The 22236-nt window shown below is 64.7% G+C and carries 18 protein-coding genes; 8 read left to right on the top strand and 10 right to left on the bottom strand.

The window, feature by feature from the left end:
- Positions 1 to 29: 29 nt before the first annotated feature.
- The 5 genes from SUTH_RS16985 to SUTH_RS16965 all read right to left on the bottom strand — a co-directional run bounded on the left by SUTH_RS16985 (position 30) and on the right by SUTH_RS16965 (position 5160).
- On the bottom strand, positions 30 to 1979 hold the full coding sequence (locus SUTH_RS16985) for a ribonuclease catalytic domain-containing protein (RefSeq protein WP_041100950.1): 1950 nt from the start codon (positions 1977 to 1979) through the stop codon (positions 30 to 32).
- Between the two features lie 67 nt (positions 1980 to 2046).
- Positions 2047 to 2853 carry a class I SAM-dependent methyltransferase gene (locus SUTH_RS16980; protein WP_052473742.1) on the bottom strand — a complete coding sequence of 269 codons (807 nt, stop codon included), beginning with the start codon at positions 2851 to 2853 and terminating at the stop codon, positions 2047 to 2049.
- Complete coding sequence (gene rarD / locus SUTH_RS16975; RefSeq protein WP_197539614.1) at positions 2850 to 3770, bottom strand: EamA family transporter RarD; 921 nt, start codon at positions 3768 to 3770, stop codon at positions 2850 to 2852. The genes SUTH_RS16980 and rarD overlap by 4 nt, the downstream gene beginning before the upstream one ends.
- Before the next feature lie 5 nt (positions 3771 to 3775).
- A complete protein-coding gene (locus SUTH_RS16970) occupies positions 3776 to 4339 on the bottom strand; it encodes a YqiA/YcfP family alpha/beta fold hydrolase (RefSeq protein ID WP_041102517.1) in 564 nt (187 codons plus the stop codon).
- On the bottom strand, positions 4336 to 5160 hold the full coding sequence (locus SUTH_RS16965; RefSeq protein ID WP_041100948.1) for an undecaprenyl-diphosphate phosphatase: 825 nt from the start codon (positions 5158 to 5160) through the stop codon (positions 4336 to 4338). Before SUTH_RS16965 ends, SUTH_RS16970 begins: the two co-directional genes overlap by 4 nt.
- 47 nt (positions 5161 to 5207) lie before the next feature.
- Here SUTH_RS16965 and SUTH_RS16960 point away from each other — a divergent pair, with 47 nt between their 5' ends.
- Entirely contained in the window at positions 5208 to 6437 is a 1230-nt protein-coding gene (locus SUTH_RS16960; RefSeq protein ID WP_041100946.1) for an HD-GYP domain-containing protein, read from the top strand.
- Positions 6438 to 6698: 261 nt separating this feature from the next.
- Here the strand turns inward: SUTH_RS16960 and thiC are convergent, their stop codons facing one another.
- Positions 6699 to 8558: a phosphomethylpyrimidine synthase ThiC gene (gene thiC, locus SUTH_RS16955; protein WP_041100944.1), complete on the bottom strand. Its 1860-nt coding sequence runs from the start codon at positions 8556 to 8558 to the stop codon at positions 6699 to 6701.
- Between the two features lie 255 nt (positions 8559 to 8813).
- Here thiC and SUTH_RS16950 point away from each other — a divergent pair, with 255 nt between their 5' ends.
- A complete protein-coding gene (locus SUTH_RS16950; RefSeq protein WP_197539613.1) occupies positions 8814 to 10424 on the top strand; it encodes a carbonic anhydrase in 1611 nt (536 codons plus the stop codon).
- A gap of 220 nt (positions 10425 to 10644) precedes the next feature.
- On the opposite strand, the gene SUTH_RS16945 is transcribed toward SUTH_RS16950, so the two are convergent.
- Positions 10645 to 11253, bottom strand: coding sequence for an arylesterase (locus SUTH_RS16945; RefSeq protein ID WP_197539612.1), 609 nt, complete (start codon positions 11251 to 11253; stop codon positions 10645 to 10647).
- 200 nt (positions 11254 to 11453) lie between these two features.
- On the bottom strand, positions 11454 to 12494 hold the full coding sequence (locus tag SUTH_RS16940; protein WP_041100941.1) for a GMP reductase: 1041 nt from the start codon (positions 12492 to 12494) through the stop codon (positions 11454 to 11456).
- A 153-nt stretch (positions 12495 to 12647) separates the two neighbouring features.
- Between SUTH_RS16940 and SUTH_RS16935 the strand changes: the two genes are divergently transcribed.
- The 6 genes from SUTH_RS16935 to SUTH_RS16910 all read left to right on the top strand — a co-directional run bounded on the left by SUTH_RS16935 (position 12648) and on the right by SUTH_RS16910 (position 20001).
- Positions 12648 to 13298 (top strand): TetR/AcrR family transcriptional regulator, encoded by a 651-nt coding sequence (locus tag SUTH_RS16935; protein WP_041100939.1) that lies wholly within the window; start codon positions 12648 to 12650, stop codon positions 13296 to 13298.
- A 148-nt stretch (positions 13299 to 13446) separates the two neighbouring features.
- Complete coding sequence (locus tag SUTH_RS16930; protein ID WP_041100937.1) at positions 13447 to 14496, top strand: efflux RND transporter periplasmic adaptor subunit; 1050 nt, start codon at positions 13447 to 13449, stop codon at positions 14494 to 14496.
- Entirely contained in the window at positions 14493 to 17597 is a 3105-nt protein-coding gene (locus SUTH_RS16925; protein WP_041100935.1) for an efflux RND transporter permease subunit, read from the top strand. The genes SUTH_RS16930 and SUTH_RS16925 overlap by 4 nt, the downstream gene beginning before the upstream one ends.
- A gap of 71 nt (positions 17598 to 17668) precedes the next feature.
- Positions 17669 to 18319: a protein-L-isoaspartate O-methyltransferase family protein gene (locus SUTH_RS16920; protein WP_041100933.1), complete on the top strand. Its 651-nt coding sequence runs from the start codon at positions 17669 to 17671 to the stop codon at positions 18317 to 18319.
- Between the two features lie 4 nt (positions 18320 to 18323).
- Positions 18324 to 18647 (top strand): rhodanese-like domain-containing protein, encoded by a 324-nt coding sequence (locus SUTH_RS16915; protein ID WP_041100931.1) that lies wholly within the window; start codon positions 18324 to 18326, stop codon positions 18645 to 18647.
- Positions 18648 to 18666: 19 nt separating this feature from the next.
- Positions 18667 to 20001 carry a TolC family outer membrane protein gene (locus SUTH_RS16910; RefSeq protein WP_041100929.1) on the top strand — a complete coding sequence of 445 codons (1335 nt, stop codon included), beginning with the start codon at positions 18667 to 18669 and terminating at the stop codon, positions 19999 to 20001.
- On the opposite strand, the gene waaA is transcribed toward SUTH_RS16910, so the two are convergent.
- Both waaA and waaC read right to left on the bottom strand, forming a co-directional pair.
- Positions 19982 to 21292 (bottom strand): lipid IV(A) 3-deoxy-D-manno-octulosonic acid transferase, encoded by a 1311-nt coding sequence (gene waaA / locus SUTH_RS16905; RefSeq protein WP_197539611.1) that lies wholly within the window; start codon positions 21290 to 21292, stop codon positions 19982 to 19984. The genes SUTH_RS16910 and waaA overlap by 20 nt on opposite strands.
- Positions 21292 to 22233, bottom strand: a complete 942-nt coding sequence (waaC, locus tag SUTH_RS16900) for a lipopolysaccharide heptosyltransferase I (RefSeq protein WP_041100926.1) — start codon at positions 22231 to 22233, stop codon at positions 21292 to 21294. Before waaC ends, waaA begins: the two co-directional genes overlap by 1 nt.
- Between the last annotated feature and the right edge of the window lie 3 nt (positions 22234 to 22236).

Raw genomic sequence — 22236 nt, 5'->3', positions numbered from 1 at the left:
TGGACGGGCTTGGCATGAGCCCGATAATTTTACTCCGCGACTTCTTCGCCCTCGTCGTCGGCTAAGGCAGCATCAGAGCCCGTATTGGGCGCCAATTCGGGCGCCAGTTCCAGATAGCGCAGGCGCAGCTCGGCCTCCAGCAGATCGATGCCTTCGACGGCCAGTTGCACGCGGGCACCCCTCGGCAATTCGGGAACCGAGGGCGCGCGCGCCACCAGCGGAATGGCGTCGAGGCGCACCAGCGATTCGCGCAGCACCTGCGCCAGCGCCACCTGCATGCCTTGTTGCAGCAGCCAGCGCAGGCACCAGTAGCGCTCCATGCCGCGCTGGAATTCGGCGTAGGCGGCATAGGTCAGTTCGAAGTCGCGCATCGCGGCCAGCAGGTCGGCCGATTTCGGCGGGAATGGCGGCGCCTCTTCGCGCAGCAGGGCGATCAACTGCCACTGGTTGAGCAGATCGCAGTAGCGCCGCAGCGGCGACGACGACCAGGCATAGCACTCGACGCCGAGGCCTTCGTGCGCCGCCGCGACCGTGCTCATGCGCACCTTGCCCGCGGTCTGCACGCGGTACAGCGCGGGGATGCCGGCATCGCGCAGCATTGCGCCCCAGGTGGCGTTGGCCATGATCATCAGTTCGGCGACCAGCGTATCCAGCGGGCTGCCGCGCGCGCGGTCGTCGATGCTGACGAAACCCTTGCCCGGTTCCGCCGCGATGCCGCTCTCGGCGGCCCAGTCGACAATGAAGTTGTAGTCCTTGCGCGTGCTGTTGTCGGAGGGCTTGCCGCGTCCGGCTTCGAGCACCTGGGCGAATTCCCAGAGCAGCTTCAGTTCGTCCCGATACGGAAATTCCGTCAGGCCTGCGGCCAGCGTGGTTTCGTTGAACACCGGCTCGATATCGTGGTGGCGCAGGTTGGCGACGATCGGCACCTGTTCCATGCGCGTTTCGTGGCCAAGCAGGCGGTAGTCGGCGGCGACGTCGAGATAGAGCGAAATGGCGGCCACGGTGTGTCCGGCGGCGAGCGTGAAATGCTCGACGATGTCTTCCGGCAGCATGGTGATCTTGCGCCCCGGCATGTACACCGTGGACAGCCGTTCGCGGGCGATGCGGCCGAGGTCGGAGTCGGGGCCGAAGCCCAGCCCCGGCGCCGCGATGTGGATGCCGATGTGCCAGCCGCCGTCGGGATTCGCGGTGACGGAAAAGGCGTCGTCGATTTCGGTGGTATGGGCGTCGTCGACGCTGAAGGCGGCGACCTTCGCCAGAGGCAAGTCGGCCGGTTCGCGCGGTGCGGCGAACTGTGGAAATCCGGTACCACCCTTGCTCTCGGGAAAGAACTCGAAGAGGAAACGTCCGAGGTGATAGTCGTGGGTCGAGGGCAGCGCGCCGCACTCGAACAGCAGGCGTGCGGCGGACTTGCCGGTTTCATTGCAGGCGGCTTCGAGCGCCTTGGTCTCGGGGCGGTTGCGGTCCGGCTTGTAGATCAGTTGCGTCAGCAGCGGCGTGAACTCGGCGGGCAGTTGGCCGCGCTTGAGTTCCTCGACCATGCGTTCGATGGCCGCCGCCTGCTGGCGCTTCCTTTCCAGGCCGGCCAGCGCGGCCTCCAGGATTTCCGGTGGCGCCTTGCGGAAGCGGCCGCGACCCTTGCGATGGAAATGGATCGGCGCCGAATGCAGGCGCAACAGCACGGCGGCGGCCTGGACCGGATCGGGTTTGCTGCCGTGGTATTCCGCGGCGAGTTCCTCGAAGCCGAACTCGGCCTCGCCGCAGACTTCCCAGAGAAAGTCGACGTCGATGCCTTCCGCATCGGCTTCCGCCCGTTCCAGCAGTTCGCCCGGCGCCGGGGCGGAAAAGCGCAGCAGGACATTCGCCGCCTTGACCTTGGAGCGCTTGCCGGAGGCGAGTTCGATCTGCAGCGAAGCCACATTGTCGGCAAGCACGGTGCCGGCACGGAAAGCGCCGTCCTCTTCAAACAGGACATTCATTTCAGGGATTGGGGATCAGGAATCGGGAATCAGGGACCGGCGTCGGGCCGACCTGCGGGGAAGCGAATTATACCGGCCTGGCGGTGGCGATCAGGATGGTGCTGGTCAGCTCGAAGCCGCCGGCCACCGCATACGGGGCGAGCTCTTCGGCAACGGCGACTGCGAGCGCCTGCTGCTTTTCGGCCGGCAGGCGCGACAGGCTTTCCGCCGCGCCGCCGGCGAGGTCGAGAAAGCCCTGCCAGTAGGCGGCGGCATCGTTGAAGCGGGTGGTAAAGCGGCAGGGCTCGATTTCAATATCCTGAAAGTCGGCGCTGGCGAGACGGCGAGCGAGCTCGCCGGTGTCGCCAAAGCGGAAGATCGAGGGGCGCGCCACCTTCGGCGGCGGCAGCAGGCGGCGCATGCAGCCAAGCGCCGCCTCGACCAGCGGCACTTCGCAGGCAGCGCCCCACACCGAGAGTGTCAGCATTCCGTCCCGAGCGAGTACCCGGCGCATCTCCTTCAAGGCGGCCTGATCGTCGGGAAAGAACATCAGGCCGAGTCCGCACAGCACGCGATCGAAGCTCCCGCTGGCGAAAGGCAGGGCCTCGCCATCGGCGGCCACCCGGACCAGGCCGGGGCAGCAGGCCAGTTGGCCCTCGCTGATGTCGCTGGCAATCGCCAGCCCATTCTCGCCGACCGCGTCTTGTGCCTCGCGCGCCAGCAGGCCGGGGCCGCTGGCGAGGTCGAGCACGCGCTGTCCCGGCCCCAGATCCGCCGCCGCCAGCAGGGCGTCGGTCGGTTCGCCGCGCGCGCCGGAGGCGGCCAGATAGCGCGGGCCGATGCGGTCGTAGCCGGCGCGCTCGATCCGCTTGAACTGGGCGGCATCGAAACTCATGGCACGCCGGGCGCCCTGGCGGCAGCGGCGCGAAATAGGTCGACGGTGTACACCGCAAGGCCGGCCCAGATCGCGGCGAAGGCCAATGCGCGGCTCAGGTCCAGCGGCTCGCGATAGACGAACACGGCGAGCAGGAAGGTGATCGAGGGCGCGAGGTATTGCAGGAAGCCCATCATGTTGAGCGGCAGCCGTCTTGCGGCGACGGCAAACAGCAGCAGCGGAATGGCGGTCACGGCGCCGGTGGCGATCAGCATCAGGTCGCGCCCGTTCGGCAGGCCTTGGCCGGCGCCGAAGTGGCTCTGCCCGGAATACGCCAGCCAGACCAGCCAGGCCAGCGCCACCGGCAGCATGCACACGGTTTCGAGAAACAGGCCGCTGGCGGCATCGAGCGGCAACTGCTTGCGCAGCAGCCCGTAGATGCCGAAGCTGCCGGCCAGCACCAGCGAGATCCAGGGCAGGCCGCCGACCTGCACCGTTTCGATGATGACACCGATGGTCGCCAGCGCGACGGCCAGCCATTGCAGCGGGCGCAGGCGCTCCTTCAGCAGCAGCACGCCGAGCGCGACGTTGAACAGCGGCAGGATGAAATAGCCGAGGCTGGTTTCGAGAATGTGGCCGCTATTCACGCCCCAGACGAAGGTCAGCCAGTTGATCAGCACCATGGCCGATGCCAGCGCGATGCGCGCCAGTTGCGCCGGGATGCGGGCGAGCCGCAAGGCTTCGCCGAAGCCGCGACCGAAGCCGATCACCGCGGTCATCAGCGCCATGGCCCAGACCACGCGGTGGGCAATGATTTCGTCGGCCGGCACCTCGGCGATCTGCTTGAAGAAGATCGGCACCAGCCCCCAGATCAGGTAGGCCGCGAGCCCGGCGAAAATGCCGAGCCGGATATTTTCACGCGTCGCCGCCGGCTGCATTGCGTTCAGGCGAGTCCGGCGAACGCGATGACCGGATCGAGGTAGTCGTTCCAGCGCGTGAAGCTGTGATCGCCGCCGGGCAGCACGGTTTGCCGCGCTCCGGCGTAACGGCTGACGGCATGGCGGTAGTCCAGCGTTTCGTCGCCTTCTTCCACCAGCAGCCAGAAGCGCTGCGGTTTGCCCAGGACCGGGACTTCGATGGCGCGCAGTTCCTCGATGTGCCGAAGGGTGAACTCGAAGGGCTCGCCCGAGTAGAGCCATTGTTGCGGGCCAATGTATTGCTGCAGGGAGAGGTGGGCGACCACGGCCGGGTTGACCAGCACGGCCTTGAGGTCGAAGCTTTCGGCGAGATACGTCGAGTAATAGCCGCCGAGCGAGGAGCCGACCACGGTGCTGACACCGTGCCTGGCAATCAGGCCTTCGGCCAGCGCGATCGCCTCGCGCGGCGAAGCCGGCAATTGCGGGCAGATGAACTTTTCGCCGAGGCCGCGTTCGCGCATGCGCGCGCCAAGGGCCTGCGCCTTGTGCGATTGCGGGCCGCTGGTGAAGCCATGCAGGTAGAGAATCAAGCAGCGCTCCAATTGACGATGCCCATTTGCCAGGACGCCAGCACCACGATGCCGAAGGCGATGCGGTACCAGGCGAAGATCGTGAAGTCGTGGCTGGAAATGAAGCGCAACAGCCAGCGCACGCAAAGGAAGGCGGAGACGAAGGAGGCGACGAAGCCGACGACCCACATGCCGAGGTCGTCCATGGACAGCAGGTGGCGTTCCTTGTACAGCTGGTAGGCGGTGGCGGCGAGCAGCGTGGGGATCGCAAGGAAAAAGGAAAACTCGGTCGCTGCCTTGCGCGAAAGACCGAACAGCAAGCCGCCGATGATCGTGGCGCCGGAACGCGAGGTGCCGGGAATCAGCGCACAGGCCTGCGCCAGGCCGAGCTTCACGGCGTCCATCAGGTTCAGGTCTTCGACACGCTCGACACGGATGACATGCTCGCGCCGCTCGGCCCAGAGGATGATGAAGGCGCCGACGATGAAAGCCGTCGCGACCGCCACCGGGTTGAACAGCGTGGCCTTGATCGCCTTGCCGAACAGCAGCCCCAATATGGCCAGCGGCATGAAGGCGACGGCGATGTTGCGCACCAGGCGTTGCGAATCCGCGTCGTGCCCCAGCGTGCCGAATACCTTCACGATGCGCTCGCGATACTCCCAGCAGACGGCGAGGATCGCGCCGGACTGGATGACGATCTCGAACAGCTTGCCCTTTTCGTCATTGAAGTGCAAAAGATCGCCAGCCAAGATAAGATGGCCGGTAGATGAAACGGGAAGGAATTCCGTGAAACCTTCAACCAGGCCCAGTAAAAGAGCTTGGAGCAGCGGGTGAAAATCCATAGGGAAAGAATTGATGGCGGCCGCTGTAGAGGGCTGCAAAGTCTAGCATGCTGAAAAAAATCGGCGTCGAACATCTGCGTGTGGGCATGCATCTTGAGGAGCTTTGCGGCTCCTGGATGGAGCATCCCTTCTGGCGCACCAAATTCGTCATCAAGGACCCGAAGGATATCCGCCTCATCATCGAAAGCGGGATCAAGGAGGTCTGGATCGACATCGACAAAGGGCTCGATATTCCGGCCGCCGCAAGCAAGGAACAGGTCGAAGCCAAAGTCGACGCGGAATTGATGGAGACCGCGGCCGCGACGGGCACACCGATACAGGTCTCGCAGCCGAAGCGGGTCGCCATGACCGAGGAAGTCAAGCGCGCCGCGAAGATATGCGCGAACGGGAAGGACGCCGTCGTCTCCATGTTCCAGGAAGTGCGCATGGGCAAGGCGATTTCCGCCGAAGCCGCCGGCGAACTGGTGGACGAGATTTCTTCCTCGGTGGCGCGCAACCCCGGCGCCCTGATCAGCCTCGCCCGGCTGAAAACGGCGGACGACTATACCTACATGCATTCGGTCGCCGTCTGCGCGCTGATGGTCGTACTGGCGCGCCAGCTCAATCTCGACGAAAAGGAGACCCGGGAGGCCGGCATGTCCGGACTGCTGCACGATCTGGGCAAGGCGATGATGCCGATGGAAGTGCTCAACAAGCCGGGCAAGCTGACCGACGAGGAATTCCGCATCATCAAGAGCCATCCCGAAGAAGGTCATCGGTTGCTGGTCGAGGGCGGTACCGCCGGCCCCACGGTGCTGGATGTCTGCCTGCACCATCACGAAAAGGTCGATGGCAGCGGTTACCCGCACCGCCTGAAAGACGAGCAGATCAGCGTGTTCGCCAAAATGGGCGCGGTCTGCGATGTCTATGACGCCATCACTTCCAACCGGCCGTACAAGTCGGGTTGGGATCCGGCCGAGTCGATCCGCAAGATGACCGAATGGACCAACGGCCATTTCGACGGGCGGATCTTTCAGGCCTTCGTCAAGAGCATCGGCATTTATCCCGTCGGCTCGCTGGTGCGACTGAGTTCGGGGCGCCTCGGGGTGGTCGCCGAGCAATCGGACAAATCGTTGCTGACACCGCGCATCAAGGTCTTTTTCTCGACCAAATCGATGGCCTATGTTCCGCCGGAACTGATCGATCTTTCCCGCCCCAACGTCAGCGAGAAGATCGTTGCCCGCGAAGATGCCGAGAAATGGGGCATCAAGAACCTGGACCAATACTGGGCGGCGTAGTTTCCGTTTCGAGCCGGGTCAGCCAGGCCAGCGCGGCTTCGCGATCATGGCCGCACATTTCGACCGAGGGCTTCAGCCCCGAACAACAAGCAGGTCGTTGCGGCATGCCAAATACCCGACAGCGCAACTCCGCATCGAGATGACGGCAGGGGTCGCCCGCCGCCTTGTTCAACGTGGTGATCGAAGGCGCGATGCAGCAGGCGCCGCAACCGGGACGGCAGTCCATCATCGCCCCGTTCGCCGTAGCTCCAGCGCCGACTCTCAGGAAACCTTGTAAATTTCGCTGCCGGCCTTGACGAACTCGACAGCCTTGACTTCCATGCCCTTGTTCAAGGCTTCCTGTTCCGAAACGCCGATCTTCGCCGCGTAGTCGCGCACGTCCTGGGTGATCTTCATGGAGCAGAAATGCGGCCCGCACATGGAGCAGAAGTGGGCCAGCTTGGCACCGTGCTGGGGCAGGGTTTCGTCGTGGAATTCGCGCGCCTTGTCGGGGTCGAGGCCGAGGTTGAACTGGTCTTCCCAGCGGAATTCGAAGCGCGCCTTGGACAGCGCGTTGTCGCGCACCTGCGCGCCCGGGTGGCCTTTCGCCAGATCGGCGGCGTGCGCCGCGATCTTGTAGGCCATGATGCCGTCCTTGACGTCGTTCTTGTCGGGCAGGCCGAGGTGTTCCTTCGGCGTCACATAACAGAGCATGGCCGTGCCGTACCAGCCGATCATGGCGGCGCCGATGGCGCTGGTGATGTGGTCGTAGCCGGGTGCTATGTCGGTGGTCAGCGGGCCCAGGGTGTAGAAGGGCGCCTCGCCGCAGAGGCGCAACTGCTCGTCCATGTTGAACTTGATCATGTGCATCGGCACGTGGCCGGGGCCTTCGATCATCACCTGGACATCGTGCTTCCACGCGATCTTGGTGAGCTCGCCCAGGGTTTCCAGTTCGCCCATCTGCGCCGCATCGTTGGCGTCGTAGATCGAGCCGGGGCGCAGGCCGTCGCCGAGGCTGAAGGCGACGTCGTAGGCCTTCATGATTTCGCAGATGTCCTCGAAATGCGTGTAGAGGAAATTCTCCTTGTGGTGCGACAAACACCACTTGGCGAGGATCGAGCCGCCGCGGCTCACTATCCCCGTCATGCGCTTGGCGGTCAGCGGCACGTAGCGCAGCAGCACGCCGGCATGGATGGTGAAATAATCGACGCCCTGCTCGGCCTGTTCGATCAGCGTGTCGCGGAAGATTTCCCAGGTGAGGTCCTCGGCCTTGCCATCGACCTTTTCCAGCGCCTGGTAGATCGGCACCGTGCCGATGGCGACCGGGGAATTCCTTACGATCCACTCGCGCGTCTCGTGGATGTTCTTGCCGGTGGAGAGGTCCATCACCGTGTCGCCGCCCCAGCGGATGGCCCAGGTCATCTTGTCGACCTCGTCCTGGATGGTGGAGGCCAGCGGCGAGTTGCCGATGTTGCAGTTGATCTTGGTCAGGAAGTTGCGGCCGATGATCATCGGCTCGGACTCGGGGTGGTTGATGTTGTTCGGAATGATGGCGCGGCCGCGGGCGATTTCGTCGCGGACGAATTCGGGCGTGATCACGCGCGGAATCGAGGCGCCGAAGCTCTGCCCCGGATGCTGGCTGCGCAAGAGATCGTCGAGGCCTTCGAGCTTCTGGTTTTCGCGGATTGCGACGTATTCCATTTCGGGCGTGATGATGCCGCGCCGCGCGTAATGCATTTGCGTCACGTTGGCGCCGGGCTTGGCGCGGCGCGGCCGCCGTCCGAGGTCGAAGCGCAAGTTCGACAGTTCGGCATCGGCCAGGCGCTGCCGGCCGTAGTCTGACGACAGGCCGGGAAGTTCCTCGGTATCGTTGCGCTCGGCAATCCATTGCGCCCGCAGGCCGGGCAGGCCCTTGCGGATGTCGATGGCGGCGGCCGGATCGGTGTAGGGCCCGGAACAGTCATAGACGGTGACCGGCGGGTTGGGGGTGTCGCCGGTCGGGCTCTGGGCAATTTCGCGCATCGGCACGCGGATGTCCGGCCGGCTGCCGGTAACGTAAATCTTGCGCGAATTGGGCAGGGGGGCGATGGCGGCGGCGTCTACATGGGCGTCGGCAGCGATAAACTTTTCGTTGGCATTCATGGGGCAAGCTCGATTCTGGGTGGGGTGGGGCAGAGGTTTGAAGCTACTGGAAAGGCTGAACGAATGCAACCCGCGCAGCTCAAAGGGCACTCGGGCGGAATTCGGGGTAGGCTTGAAATTCGATTGGGGCTAAAGTATTGCAATTCAGGGCCGTAACACCAGAAATCTAGAAACCACGTTCAGTGAAGGCTAACGCCTGTATTTTGAGCGTCGTTAAGGGCAGCGGCCGTAGCTAATAGGGATAAAGGGAAATTCATGTCTGTGTTTCGCATGCCGCCGGCTTTTGCAAGCACTTTGGCCGCAACGGCGCTCGTCCTGTTGGTGAATTGTCCCGTTCAAGCCGCCAACTGGCAAGGCGTCATTGCCGGCCAGAACGAGACCATCGAGATCGACAAGGCACGCATTGCCGGCAGTGCCGGCGGCATTACGGGCTGGAGCCGCATCATTCTTGGCCGCGACGTCAAGGACCCGGGCGGTGTGTACAACGAGATTCACGCCCAAAATCTTTATGATTGCGCCGGCCGCCGGTTCACCACGCTGCGACGCGCCTATTTCAACGGCGATACCCTGGTTCGCGAGGAACCGGTCTCGCGCCAGCGCGCCAACAAGATACAGATCGGTAGCATTGACGAACGCCTGCTGAACGAGGCCTGTCGCGTGCATGCCGCCAGCGCGGCCGCCGCGGTGGCGAACGCCGCAAGCCGGTCCGCGCTCGATATGCAGGATCCGGAGCGGGCGACGGCGATGCATGCCGACATGCGAACCCTGGCCGAAGGTGCCCGACCCCGCATCGTGCCTGTGGCCGATGCCTCGCCCAAGCCGGTGGCACCCGCCGCCGTCGCGCCGGCAGCCCCTGCCACTGCTGCGCCGACACCTGCCGGCGAAAAGCCGCGACACATCATGCTGCCGGCGATCGACAAGGCGGCGGCGGACCAGGCTGCGTCGAGCGCCGGAATCAAACCTGGCGCAGCCCCGGCTTCAGCCCCCGCTCCCACTCCCGCCAAGCCGGGGGCAAAGCCCGAAGTCAAGGCGGTTGCCACGGCCGCTTCCCAGGCGGCAGCGAAGCCGACGGAAAGCGCCAGCGAGAGACGCTTGCGCGAGCTGCAGTACGCCACCAGCGGCCCGCGCAAGACCGTCATCAAGAAGAAACCGGCGCCGCCCCCGGTTGCCGAAAACCCGGCGGCCGACATGCACGCCCACTGGTCCTATGAAGGGGCAGGCGCGCCCGCCAACTGGGGCAAGCTGCGCAGCGAATACGCGACCTGCGGCACGGGTCAGCGTCAGTCTCCCATCGACATTCGCGACGGTATCAAGGTCAGTCTCGAAGCCATCCGTTTCGAGTACCGACCGACGCAGTTCCGCATCGTCGACAACGGCCATACCCTGCAGGTCAGTGTCGGCGAAGGCATGGTCATGCATGTCATGGGCAAGCGCTATGAACTGGTCCAGTTTCATTTCCATCGCCCCGCGGAAGAGCGCGTCAATGGCCGGCTCTACGACATGGTGGTGCATCTGGTGCACAAGAACGACGAGGGGCAACTGGCCGTCATCGCCGTCCTGCTCGAAAAGGGCAGCGAGCATCCCTTGATCCAGACCCTGTGGAACAACATGCCGCTGGAAAAGGACATGGAAGTCATGCCGACGGAGCCGATCGACCTCATGCAGTTGTTGCCGGAAATCCGCAGCTACTGGACCTACATGGGTTCGCTGACCACGCCGCCCTGCACCGAAGGCGTGCTGTGGATGGTGATGAAGCAGCCGCTGCAGGTGTCGGCCGACCAGATCTCGATCTTCTCGCGGCTCTACCGCAACAACGCAAGGCCGGTGCAGCCGTCGAACGGACGCCTGATCAAGGAATCGCGCTGACGCTCATGGCACCGAGCGCCACCCACCGAAGATGAAACACGCGAAAACGAAGTTTCAGTGGAGGCTAACGCCGGCATCATCGGCGTTAAGCGCAGCGGCCGTAACTAAAGGCGAATTGGTCGCCCGCTCCCCTTTCCCCCCCTCGCGGGGGGTTACCAGTCGGCGCGCTGCGCGCGTCCATTACCGGAGACTTCGAACTCGGTGTTTCACAGCAAGGCGGCTACCGGGCATAGCCGATGGCCTTGAGGGCCTCGAAGATCTTCTTTGACAGCAGGGCGTGGCCGGCAACATTCGGGTGCAGTTGATCGGCCTTGAGGTCGGTATTCGAGAGGACCTCGGGCAGTGCGTCCTCGATCAGCGGCGCCTGGTGTTCCTTGGCCACCTGCTGGTAGAAATCGGCAGCGGACAGATTGTTGAAGACCGCGCCGGCGATGCTCGGTTTCGGCGTCGCCAGCAGCACCGCCTTGCTGCCGCGGACCTTCACCAGCGTCAGCATTTGTCCGAGGTTGCTGACCGTCTGCCCTTGTGGCAGCCGCCGCAGCATGTCGTTGCCGCCCAGGGTCACCAGCACCAGCGTGGGAGCGTGCTCGTCGAGCAGTGCCGGCAAGCGCTGCAAGGCGCCGGCGCTGGTGTCGCCGCTGACGCCGGCATTGATCACGACCCAGCCGGTGCGCTTGCCCAGCAGGGCTGGCCACGCCTCTTCTGGCGTGACGCCGTGAGCCGCGGTCAGGCTGTCTCCCAGCGCCAGAACCTTGGCGCCCGGCGGCAGGGCGGCTTCTTTCGGTTTGCCGCAGGCGGCGACAAACAGCAGGGCAAGAAGCGCGAACACGCCGCGCACCATTGATCCTGGAAAAAACAGTTGATCCGCAGATTTCGCAGATTTCCGCAGATGGATCAACACGTTTGGCACGCCTTGCCGATCACCCATCGGGTTTGTCCGCGAGCACCCCCAACCCTTTGAAGGACCGCGTTTTCATCTGCGAAAATCTGCGTCATCTGCGGAAAACAGGTTGATTTGCTCATGACCTGTCAGGACTGGCCGAACACTTCATTCAACTGCCGCGCAACGCGAATGAAGGTAGTGCGCTTGGACAGTTCCCTGAGCTTGTGTGCGCCGACATAAGTGCAGGCGGAACGCACCCCGCCCAGAATCTCCAGGACCGTGCCCTCGACCGGTCCGCGGTAATCGAGTAGTACCTCCTTGCCTTCCGAGGCGCGGTAGTTGGCGACACCGCCGGCATGCTTGTCCATCGCGGTGCGCGAACTCATGCCGTAGAAGCGCACCTTGCGCTTGCCGCTTCGCTCGGTGACTTCGCCCATGCATTCGTCGTGGCCGGCCAGCATGCCGCCCAGCATGACGAAGTCGGCGCCGCCGCCGAAGGCCTTGGCCAGATCGCCCGGCGAGGTGCAGCCGCCGTCGGCGCAGATCAGGCCGCCCAGTCCATGCGCGGCGTCGGCGCATTCGATCACGGCCGAGAGTTGCGGGTAGCCGATGCCGGTCATCTTGCGCGTGGTGCATACCGAGCCGGGGCCGATGCCGACCTTGACGATGTCGGCGCCATCGAGAATCAGTTCTTCCGCCATTTCGCCGGTGACGACATTGCCGGCCATGATGGTGATCTGCGGCCAGGCGTCGCGCAGGCGGTGGAGAGCATCGACGAAGGACCTGGTATAGCCGTTGGCCACATCGACACAGACGAAGGAAACGGCATCGCCGACTTCCTGCTTCACCCGGCAGAACTTTTCGTAGTCTTCGCGGGTGATGCCCATTGAATAGAAGGCGGTCGTTGTCTCCGGCAGTTCCCGGAAAAACTCCGTCAACTCGGCCTCGGCGTAGTGCTTGTGCAGCGCCGTGGCCAACTGGTGCCGGGCCAGTACCCGGGCCATTTCGAAGGTGCCGACCGTGTCCATGTTGGCCGCGATGATGGGCACGCCGCGATAGCCGCGGCCGGAATGGCGGAAGACGAATTCGCGTGAAATATCCACGTCCGAACGCGATGTCAGGGTCGAGCGCTTGGGCCGGATGAGGACATCCTGAAAATCGAGCTTGAGCTCTTCTTCGATGCGCATGGCGGCTTCCTTCCTATTTCCTAAGGTGCCGGGCAAACGGCACAATCAGCTTACCGCGTAAACCCGCACGCCGGTTTGGCGTCGCCGGGCGGGGTTGACGCCGAGACAAGTTTCCATATACTGACTGACCGGTCAGTAATTAAACGTCCCGCAATGGAAGCTTCAGCGCACCCCCGCCAACGCCGCAAGGAAGCCCGTCCCGCCGAACTCATGGCGGCGGCGCTGGAACTGTTTGTCGAAAAGGGATTCGTCGGCACGCGGCTGGACGATGTGGCGGCGCGCGCGGGAGTATCGAAGGGAACGTTGTATCTCTACTTCGACAGCAAGGAAGCGCTGTTCAAGGCAGTGATCCAGGAGGGCATCGTGCCGATTCTGGAAGAGGGCGCGGGCCTGGTCGATGGTTTCGAGGGCAGCACCGCCGATCTGCTGCGTGCGCTGATCGGTGAATGGTGGCAGCGCATCGGCAACACGCCTCTGGCCGGGGTGCCCAAGCTGATGATCAGCGAGGCGGGGAACTTTCCCGAACTGGCGATCTACTATCACGACGCAGTGATCGTGCGCGGTCGCGACCTGATGCGGCGCACGCTGCAGCGGGGCATTGGGTCCGGCGAGTTTCGCGCCGTCGATGTCGAAACCGCAATCGACGTGATTTTCGCGCCGGTGCTGATGATGGTGATCTGGCGCCATTCGCTGGGCGCTTGCTGCGGTGTCGCCCACGATCCGCAAACCTATCTGCAAACCCATTTCGATCTGGCCCTGGGGGGGCTGATGGCACCGGCCGCCACGGGCCGCCGGAGAGCCTGAAGATGAACCCCGTGTTTTTTTGCTCTGCCTGCGCTGTCATGCATTGCCCGCAAAGCGCGCTCACGGGGCAGGTGGGGATTCAGGCCCGCCCCGACAATTTCACACCATGGCTGCGCCGGCGTGTTGCCGGCCCTTCCGGAGATTCCGCATGAAACTCGCACCCCTCCTCTTTCTCCCCGTACTGCTCACTGCCTGCAGCGAACCGCCACCACCACCGGTCGTGCCGAAACTGGTGCGGATCATGACAGTCGGCGCTGGCGATACGGCGACGGACGGAGCGCAGCGCAGCTACAGCGGTGAAGTGCGCGCACGGATCGAGACCACGCTGGGATTCCGCATTGCCGGCAAGATCGTCGAGCGCCGCGTCGATGCCGGCACGGCGGTCAAGGCCGGGCAGGTGCTGGCACGCCTCGACCCGGCAGATGCCGGGCTGCAAGCGACCCAGGCGGAGGCGCAGCGGGCGCTGGCGGCGGCCGATGTGGCCCGCTACCGCGACCTGCGGGCAAAGAATTTCATCAGCGCTTCGGCGCTCGACGCCAGGGAGACTACCTTCAAGGCCGCCGAGGCGCAGGCCGCACTGGCCAAGAACCAGGCGAGCTACACCAGCCTTGTTGCCGACCGCGCAGGAGTCATCGGGCAAGTGCTGGCCGAGCCGGGACAGGTCGTGAGCGCAGGGCAGCCGGTGTTTCGTCTGGCCCCGGATGGCGAGCGCGAGATCGCGGTCGCTCTGCCGGAAGGTGAAGTGAGCACATTCAAACTCGGACAAGCCGCTGAAGTCACGCTCTGGGCCACCCAGGGTGCGGGGACGAAACCGCTGGCGGGGCGGTTGCGCGAGGTTTCGCCGGTCGCCGATCCGGTGACCCGTACCTATGCCGCGCGCGTCAGCCTCAAGGATGCCGATCCGCTGCTGCCGCTGGGCATGAGCGCGACGGTGCGCTTCCCGACCGGAGCGCCGGGAGCAACCCGGCTCACGGTGCCGCTGACGGCGATATTCCAGCAGGGCAACCAGCCGGCGGTATGGAGAGTCGGCGCTGGCGACACGGTGAGTTTGCAGGCCGTTACCGTTGCGGCCTATACGGATAGCGGGGCGGTGGTCGTCGCGGGCCTGAGTGGCGGCGAGCGGATCGTCGCGGCCGGCGTAAACCTGCTCACGGCCGGCGAGAAAGTGCGCATCGCGACGCAGGCGAGCAGCCGATGAAGCAGCTCAATCTCTCCGAGTGGGCGCTCAAGCACCCGCAGATGGTGCTGTATCTGATCATCGTCTTCATGGTCGGCGGCGTCCTCGCCTTCTTCCAGCTCGGGCGCGCCGAAGATCCCGACTTCACCTTCAAGGTCATGGTGGTGCGCACCCTGTGGCCAGGTGCCAACGCGCAGCAGGTCGAGCAGCAACTGACCGAGCGCATCGAGAAGAAGCTGGCCGAAACACCCTGGGTCGATGTGCTGCGCACGGCGTCCAAGCCGGGCGAATCGCTGACCATCGTGATCCTCAAGGACTACACGCCGAAGACCGAGGTGCCGGAAGCCTGGCGCCAGGTGCGCAAGAAGCTCGACGACATTCGCCACACCTTGCCGGCGGGGGTGCAGGGGCCTTTCCCCAACGACGAATTCGGCGACGTGCAGATGAAAATCTTCGCCCTGACCTCGCGCGACGACAAGGCGGGCTACGGCATGGGCGACCTGCGCCGCGAGGCCGACAAGCTGGCGCGCGAACTGCGCCGCGTCGCGGATGTGAAGAAGATCGAGCTGATCGGCGTGCAGGACGAAAAGATCTACATCGACGTCAGCCCGGCGCGCCTGGCCGCCATGGGCCTGGCGCCGACCCAGGTGTTCGACGCGCTGCAACGGCAGAACGCCGTGGCGCCGGCGGGTCACGTCGAGACCGAAACGGACCGCGTGCGGCTGCGCGTCTCCGGCCCCTTCGACAGCGTCGATGCGCTGCGTGAAACCACGCTGGCGGTGGGCGGGCGGAATATCCGGCTGGGCGACATCGCACGAGTGACGCGCGGACTTGCCGATCCGCCGCAGCCGCGCATGCGGGTGGCGGGCCGCGAGGCGATCGGTCTCGGCATAGTCATGGCCAAGGGTGGCAACGTCATCGCGCTGGGCGAAAATCTTGCCGCCACCATGGCCCGCCTGCAGCAGGACCTGCCGGTGGGCATGGACGTGCATGTGGTGTTCGACCAGCCGGAGATCGTCAAGACATCGCTCAACCTTTTCGTGCGTACGCTGGGCGAAGCCATGATCATCGTCCTCGCGGTGTCCTTCCTCAGCTTGGGCTGGCGCACCGGCACGGTGGTGGCGCTGTCGATTCCGCTGGTGCTGGCGATGACCTTCCTCGCCATGAAGGTCTTCGGCATCGACCTGCAACGCATTTCGCTCGGCGCCCTGGTGATTTCGCTGGGCCTGCTGGTCGATGACGCCATCATTGCGGCGGAAATGATGGTGGTGAAAATGGAGCAGGGCTGGGACCGCTTCAAGGCGGCCACCTTCGCCTACACCTCGACGGCGTTTCCGATGCTGACGGGAACGCTGATCACCGCGGCCGGCTTCACGCCGGTCGGCTTCGCCAAGTCCGGCGCCGGCGAATACACCATCTCGATTTTCCAGGTGGTCACCATAGCGCTGTTGGTGTCGTGGATAGTCGCGGTGGTGTTCACACCCTGGCTCGGCTACAAGCTGCTTGATCCGGTCAAGCTGCGCGAGATTGGCGAGAAGCACGGCGGTGACATTTATGACTCGCCCTTTTATCAACGCTTCCGTGCCCTCGTGGTGTGGTGCCTGCGCCATCGCTGGCTGGTGATCTTCGCCACGATCGCGGTGTTCGCGCTGTCGCTGGTGGCCTTCAACAAGGGCGTGCAGAAGCAGTTCTTCCCGGCCGCCAGCCGGCCCGAAGTGATGGTCGACATCTGGCTGCCGCAGGGCGCCTCGCTGAAGGCCACCGAACGCGAGGTCAAGCGCGTCGAAGCCCTGATCGACAAGGATCCCGGCATCGAGTCCTGGTCGTCCTACATCGGCAATGGCGCGCCAAGGTTTTTCCTGTCGCTCGATCAGCAACTGTTTGCCGACAATTTCGGGCAGATGGTGATCGTCACCAAGGGGCTGAAGGAGCGGGAAGAGGTCAAGAACAAGCTGGAGGCGGCATTCGATGCGGCGGACGGTTCCTGGTCGCATCTGCGTCTGCGCGTGGTGCGGCTGGAGAACGGGCCGCCGGTGGGCTATCCGGTGCAGTTCCGCATTCTTGGCGAAGACCTGGCGGCCTTGCGCGACGGGGCGGAAAGCATTTCGACCGTGATGCGCGCCCACCCCAACCTGCGCAACGTGAATTTCGACTGGAACGATCGCGTCAAATCCGTGCGGGTCGAGATCGACCAGGCCCGCGCCCGCGCGCTGGGGGTTTCCAGCCAGGACGTGGCGCTGACGCTGCAAGGCTGGCTGGTGGGCGCCACGGTGACGCAGTTCCGCGAGAACGACCAGTTGATCGACGTGGTCTGGCGCGCCGGTGCCGACGGTGGCGCGGATCCGCGTTCACTGCAGCGCCTGCCCGACCTCGACATTGTCGCCGCAAGCGGCCGCCACATTCCGCTGGCACAGGTGGCGCGCCTGGTCCCGGTGCTGGAAGAAGGCCTGATCTGGCGGCGCGACCGCTTGCCGACGATCACCGTCCGTGCCGACGTGGTCGGCAACCTGCAGCCGCAGGCGGTCTCCGCCCAGATCGATCTGCAATTGGCAACACTGAAGTCCAAGCTGCCGCCCGGATTCCGCATCGAGCTGGGCGGCTCGACCGAGGAGTCGGCCAAGGGCGAAAACTCGATCAAGGCGGCGGTACCGCTGATGATCGTCGGCGTCATCACCCTGCTGATGATCCAGTTGCAGAGCATCAGCCGTACCATCATGGTCTTGCTCACGGCGCCGCTGGGCCTGATCGGCGTGACGCTGGCGCTGCTGGTGTTCCAGGTGCCCTACGGCTTTGTCGCCAACCTCGGCGTGATCGCACTGATGGGCATGATCCTGCGCAACTCGGTGATCCTGGTCGACCAGATCGAGCAGGACGAGCAGTCCGGCAAGAGCGAATGGGAGGCGATCGTCGGCTCGACCGTGCGCCGTTTCCGACCCATTACCCTGACGGCGGCGGCAGCGGTGCTGGCCATGATCCCGCTGACCCGGCAGGTGTTCTGGGGCCCGATGGCGGTGGCCATCATGGGCGGCCTGATCATCGCCACGGTGCTGACCTGCCTGTTCCTGCCGGCTTTGTACGCGGCATGGTTCAGGGTGAAGGAGCCGACCGGCGACATGGTGTAAGCGTAGAATCCTGCCCTTGCCGGCCTTGCCGACATATTAGATTATGCTAATATAGCAATCTTGGAGAAATCATGAACTTCGAACAAGCGCGTTTCAACATGATCGAGCAGCAATTGCGCCCCTGGGAGGTGCTGAATCCGGACGTGCTCGATGTGTTGTTCGTGGTCAAGCGGGAGGAGTTCGTGCCGCCCGCGATGCGCCAGTTGGCGTTCGCCGACACGGAACTTCCTCTGGGGGGCGGCGCCAGCATGCTTGCGCCCAAGGTCGAAGCCCACGCGCTGCAGGCCCTGGCGATGAAGAAGCATGAGAACGTGCTGGAAGTCGGCACCGGCTCCGGCTACATGGCGGCCCTGCTGGGCGCCCATGCCGACCACGTCTGGTCGATCGAAATCGATCCACAACTGGCCGCGACGGCGCGCGAAAATCTGCGCCGCGCCGGCGTGACCAACGTTTCCGTGGAGCCCGGCAATGGCCTGGAAGGCCTCGCTGCCCATGCCCCTTACGACGCGATCATGGTATCGGGCGCAGTGACCAGGGTGCCGCGGATCCTGCTCGACCAGCTCAAGCCGGGCGGGCGTCTTTTTGCCATCGAAGGCAAGGCCCCGGCAATGGAAGCCGTGCTCTACACAAGAACCGGCAGCGATTTTCGCCGCGTGGCCGTATTCGAAACCGTGGCGACCTTGCTGCGCGAGGCAGTGTCTGCGCCTGCCTTCGCTTTTTGAGCCCATGCGCCAGCTTTCCGCTTCCCAGCTCAAGGAATGGCTCGCCGATACGCAGCGGGCCCAGCCCGTGCTGCTGGATGTCCGCGAACCCTGGGAATTCGAAACCTGCCGCATTGCCGGCTCGCAATCCATGCCGATGCGCGGCATACCGGCGCGCTACAACGAATTGAAGCGGGATGCGGACATCGTGATGATCTGCCATCACGGTGCGCGCAGCTTTCAAGCCGGAATGTTTCTGGAACAAATGGGCTTCAGCAGCATCATCAACCTGCAGGGCGGTGTCGCGGCCTGGGCGCGGGATGTTGATCCAGCCATGCCAACGTATTGAATCGAGCCATGGAGCACGTATGAAGAATGCAATTTCCCTGATGCTGGCCGGTTGCCTGAGTGCCGGCGGCTTTGTAAAACTCGCCCATGGCGCCGACCTGATGGCCGTATACCGCGATGCCGTCGCCTACGATGCGCAATATGCATCGGCGCGCGCCGCGCTCGACGCGGGACGCGAGAAGCTGCCACAGGGCCGCACCGGCCTGCTGCCGACCGTCGGCCTCGCCGCCAGCACGACGTGGAACGACATCGACACGACGCGCCGGGTAAGCGGTGCTACCGAGACCAACACCAAATACAACAGCAACGGCTGGACGGTGACGCTGTCGCAACCGCTGTTCCGCTGGCAGAACTGGGTCGCCTACACGCAGTCGGAACTGGCCGTGGCGCAAGCCGAAGCGCAGTTCGGCCTGGCACGGCAGGAACTCATCGTGCGCGCGGCACAGGCCTACTTCGACGTGCTGCTGGCGCAGGACACGCTGGCGACGGCACAGGCACAGAAGGTGGCGATTGCCGAACAGCTCGAATCGGCCAAGCGCAATTTCGAGGTGGGCACGGCAACGATTACGGACACCCATGAAGCCCAGGCGCGGTACGACTTGACCAGCGCGCAGGAAATCGCGGCGCAGAATGATCTGAGCGTCAAGCGCCAGGCGCTGCGCGCCGTGATCGGCAAGGAGCCGGAAGGCCTGAAGAACCTGCGCCCCGGCGTGCAGCTGGTTCGCCCGCAACCGGACGACATCAACAAGTGGGTGGAAATGGCCGAGTCGGCCAGCGCTTCGGTGCAGATCTACCAGGCCCTCTATGAAATTGCCACGCGCGAGATCGAAAAGCAGCGCGCCGGGCATTACCCGACGCTGGATCTGGTGGCGACGCGCGGCCGCAGTTCGGCAACCAACAGTTCGACCCTGGGTTACGGCAGCGACAGCAATGCGAGCACCATCGGGCTGCAACTGTCGATTCCGATCTTCGCCGGCGGCGGCGTGGTTTCCAAGGACCGCGAAGCCGTCGCCCTGAAGGAAAAGGCCAGCGCCGACCTGGAAAATGCGCGGCGCACGGCGGCGCTCAACGCGCGGCAGGCCTATCTGGGTGTGAGTTCCGGGATGGCGCAGGTGAAGGCCTATGAAGCGGCGCTGACCTCATCGCAATCGGCCCTGGATTCGAACAAGCTCGGCTATGAAGTCGGCGTGCGCATCAACATCGACGTATTGAACGCCCAGAGCCAGTTATTCGATACCCGGCAGAAGCTGGCGAAGGCCAGGCTGGACACGCTGGCGGCGCTGCTCAAACTCAAGGCCGCCGCCGGCAGCCTGGGCGAAGACGACGTCGCAGCGATCAACGCGCTTCTCGACTGATCAACTCCAGCGTGCGCGCCGTGGCGCCGCGATGATGCGCGGCGAAGGCACGGCCGGCATCACCCATCTGGCGTCGGCGCTCGGCATCGGCAAGCAGGACATTGACCTGGGTGACCAGATCGTCGGCATCGCCGATTGAAAGGGCTGCACCGCAGGCGATGGCCTCGCGCGCCACTTCGGCGAAATTCCGCGTCGATGGGCCGATCACTACCGGCGTGCCGCAGGCCGCCGCTTCGATCAAATTCTGGCTGCCGAAATCCAGCAGGCTGCCGCCGATGAAGGCGACGTCGACGGACGCGTACCAGGCGAACATTTCGCCCATGCTGTCGCCAATCAGCACCTGGGCGGACGGCGCAACAGGTGTGTCGTCGCTGCGGCGCTGGACGACGAATCCGCGCTCCGCGGCCAGGCGCGACACCTCGTCGAAGCGCTGCGGATGGCGGGGGACGATGACCAGCAACGCCGCCGTGTCGCCAGCGCCGTCCCGCAAGGGGATACCGCTGCGCATAACTCTTTTCCATGCGTCGAGGACCAGCACTTCCTCGCCTTCGCGTGTGCTGGCGGCCAGCCATACCGGGCGCTTGCCGTAGCGCAGCCGAAACTCGCGGGCAAGCGCCAGTTGCGCATCCGGCACGGCGATGTCGAACTTGATGTTTCCGGTCACCCTAATGTCTTGCGCACCCAGCGCTTCGAGACGCATCGCATCATCGGAGGATTGCGCGCCGACAGCGACCAAGCCTCGCAACGCTTCGCGCGTCAGCGCCGGAAATCTGGCATAGCGTCGGGCCGAGCGCTGCGAGAGGCGGGCATTGACCAGTCGCAGCGGTATCTTCTCCTGCCTGCAGGCGGCGATCAGGTTCGGCCACAGCTCGGTTTCCATGATGAAACCGAGTTGCGGGCGGTAGTGGTGCAGAAAGCGCCGCATCGCCCATGGCGTGTCGTAGGGCAGGTAGATGCGCTCCACGCTGTCGCCAAACAGCGCTTCGGACGTGGCGCGCCCGGTGGGCGTCATGTGGGTGAACAGGATGCGGTGATCCGGATAGCGCTGGCGCAAGGCCGCGACCAAGGGCTGCGCGGCGCGGGTTTCGCCGACCGATACCGCGTGCAGCCAGATGGTTATGCGAAGCGGTATCCCCTCGTGGGACGGCGCTGGCGTTACGGCACCAAACATGCCAAATCGTTCGCCCCAGTGGCGCAGATATTCCGGCTGCCGGCGGGCGCGCCAGAGCAGATGCAGGATCGCCCAGGGCAGCAGGGTCAGCACGGCGAGGGTGTAGATGAAGCGTGCCATCAGAGCAATGGCAGTGCCGCCGCGAGGACGTGCTCGACGCTGGGGGGCTGACCCCGCGTGCCGAGACTGATGGCCGGCGTGCTGGCGACAACGCCGGTCAGGGCCGGATCGGAGGCGCAGAACAATGCCAGTGTCGGCCGCCCCAGTGCCGCGGCAAGATGGACCAGGCCGGTATCGACGCCGATGACGATGCGCGCGGCGGCCAACCGTTCGGCGAGTTCCGGCAAGCTCAGGGGCGGCAGGGCGATTGCGCCCGGAATGGCCTGCGCGATCCGCGTCGCGCGCTCGCGCTCGGTGGCGCTGCCCGCCGGCAGCAGGCAGTTGAGCCCGCGTTCGTGCAAGGCGCGGCCCGCAGCGATCCAGCTATTCTCCGGCCACAGCTTGTCGTCGCGCGAGGTGGCGGTCAAGAGCACGACGTCGAGGCTTTCAAGAGTCGGCGTTGGCGGCGCGGCGATTCCATAGTCGGGCGCGGCGGATGCGACGTAGCCGGCCGCCAGTGCAGCAAGACGGCGGTTGCGCTCGACCGCATGAAGGTTCCTCGGCACCTCGAATGTCGCTTCATAGAAGCGCGCCGCCAGCGGTTCGCGGGCTGACGAGACGTCGTAGCCGCAGCGCCTGCCGTGCGCCATGCGGGCGATCAGGGCGCTCTTGAGCAAGCCTTGCGTGTCGATGACCCGGTCGTAGTTCTCGGCTTGCAGCGACGCACGAAAGGCGCGCATTTCTTTCCAGGTTGTGGGAGCGAGCAAGGATTTGCGCCAGCGTCGCAGCGCCACGGGAATCACCCGCCGTACGCCGGGATGCAGCCGCGCGATATCGGCGAAGCCTTCCTCCACCACCCAGTCGATCTCGGCTTCGGGATGCTCGCGGCGCAGGTCGGTGACGACCGGCAGGTTGTGCACCACGTCGCCAAGGGAGGATGTTTTGATGAGAAGAATGCGCATCGG

The sequence above is a fragment of the Sulfuritalea hydrogenivorans sk43H genome (assembly GCF_000828635.1).
GTDB classification, from domain to species: domain Bacteria; phylum Pseudomonadota; class Gammaproteobacteria; order Burkholderiales; family Rhodocyclaceae; genus Sulfuritalea; species Sulfuritalea hydrogenivorans.
The sequence above is the reverse complement of the archived record's forward strand: the minus strand, read 5'-3'. Positions and strand labels throughout refer to the sequence as shown.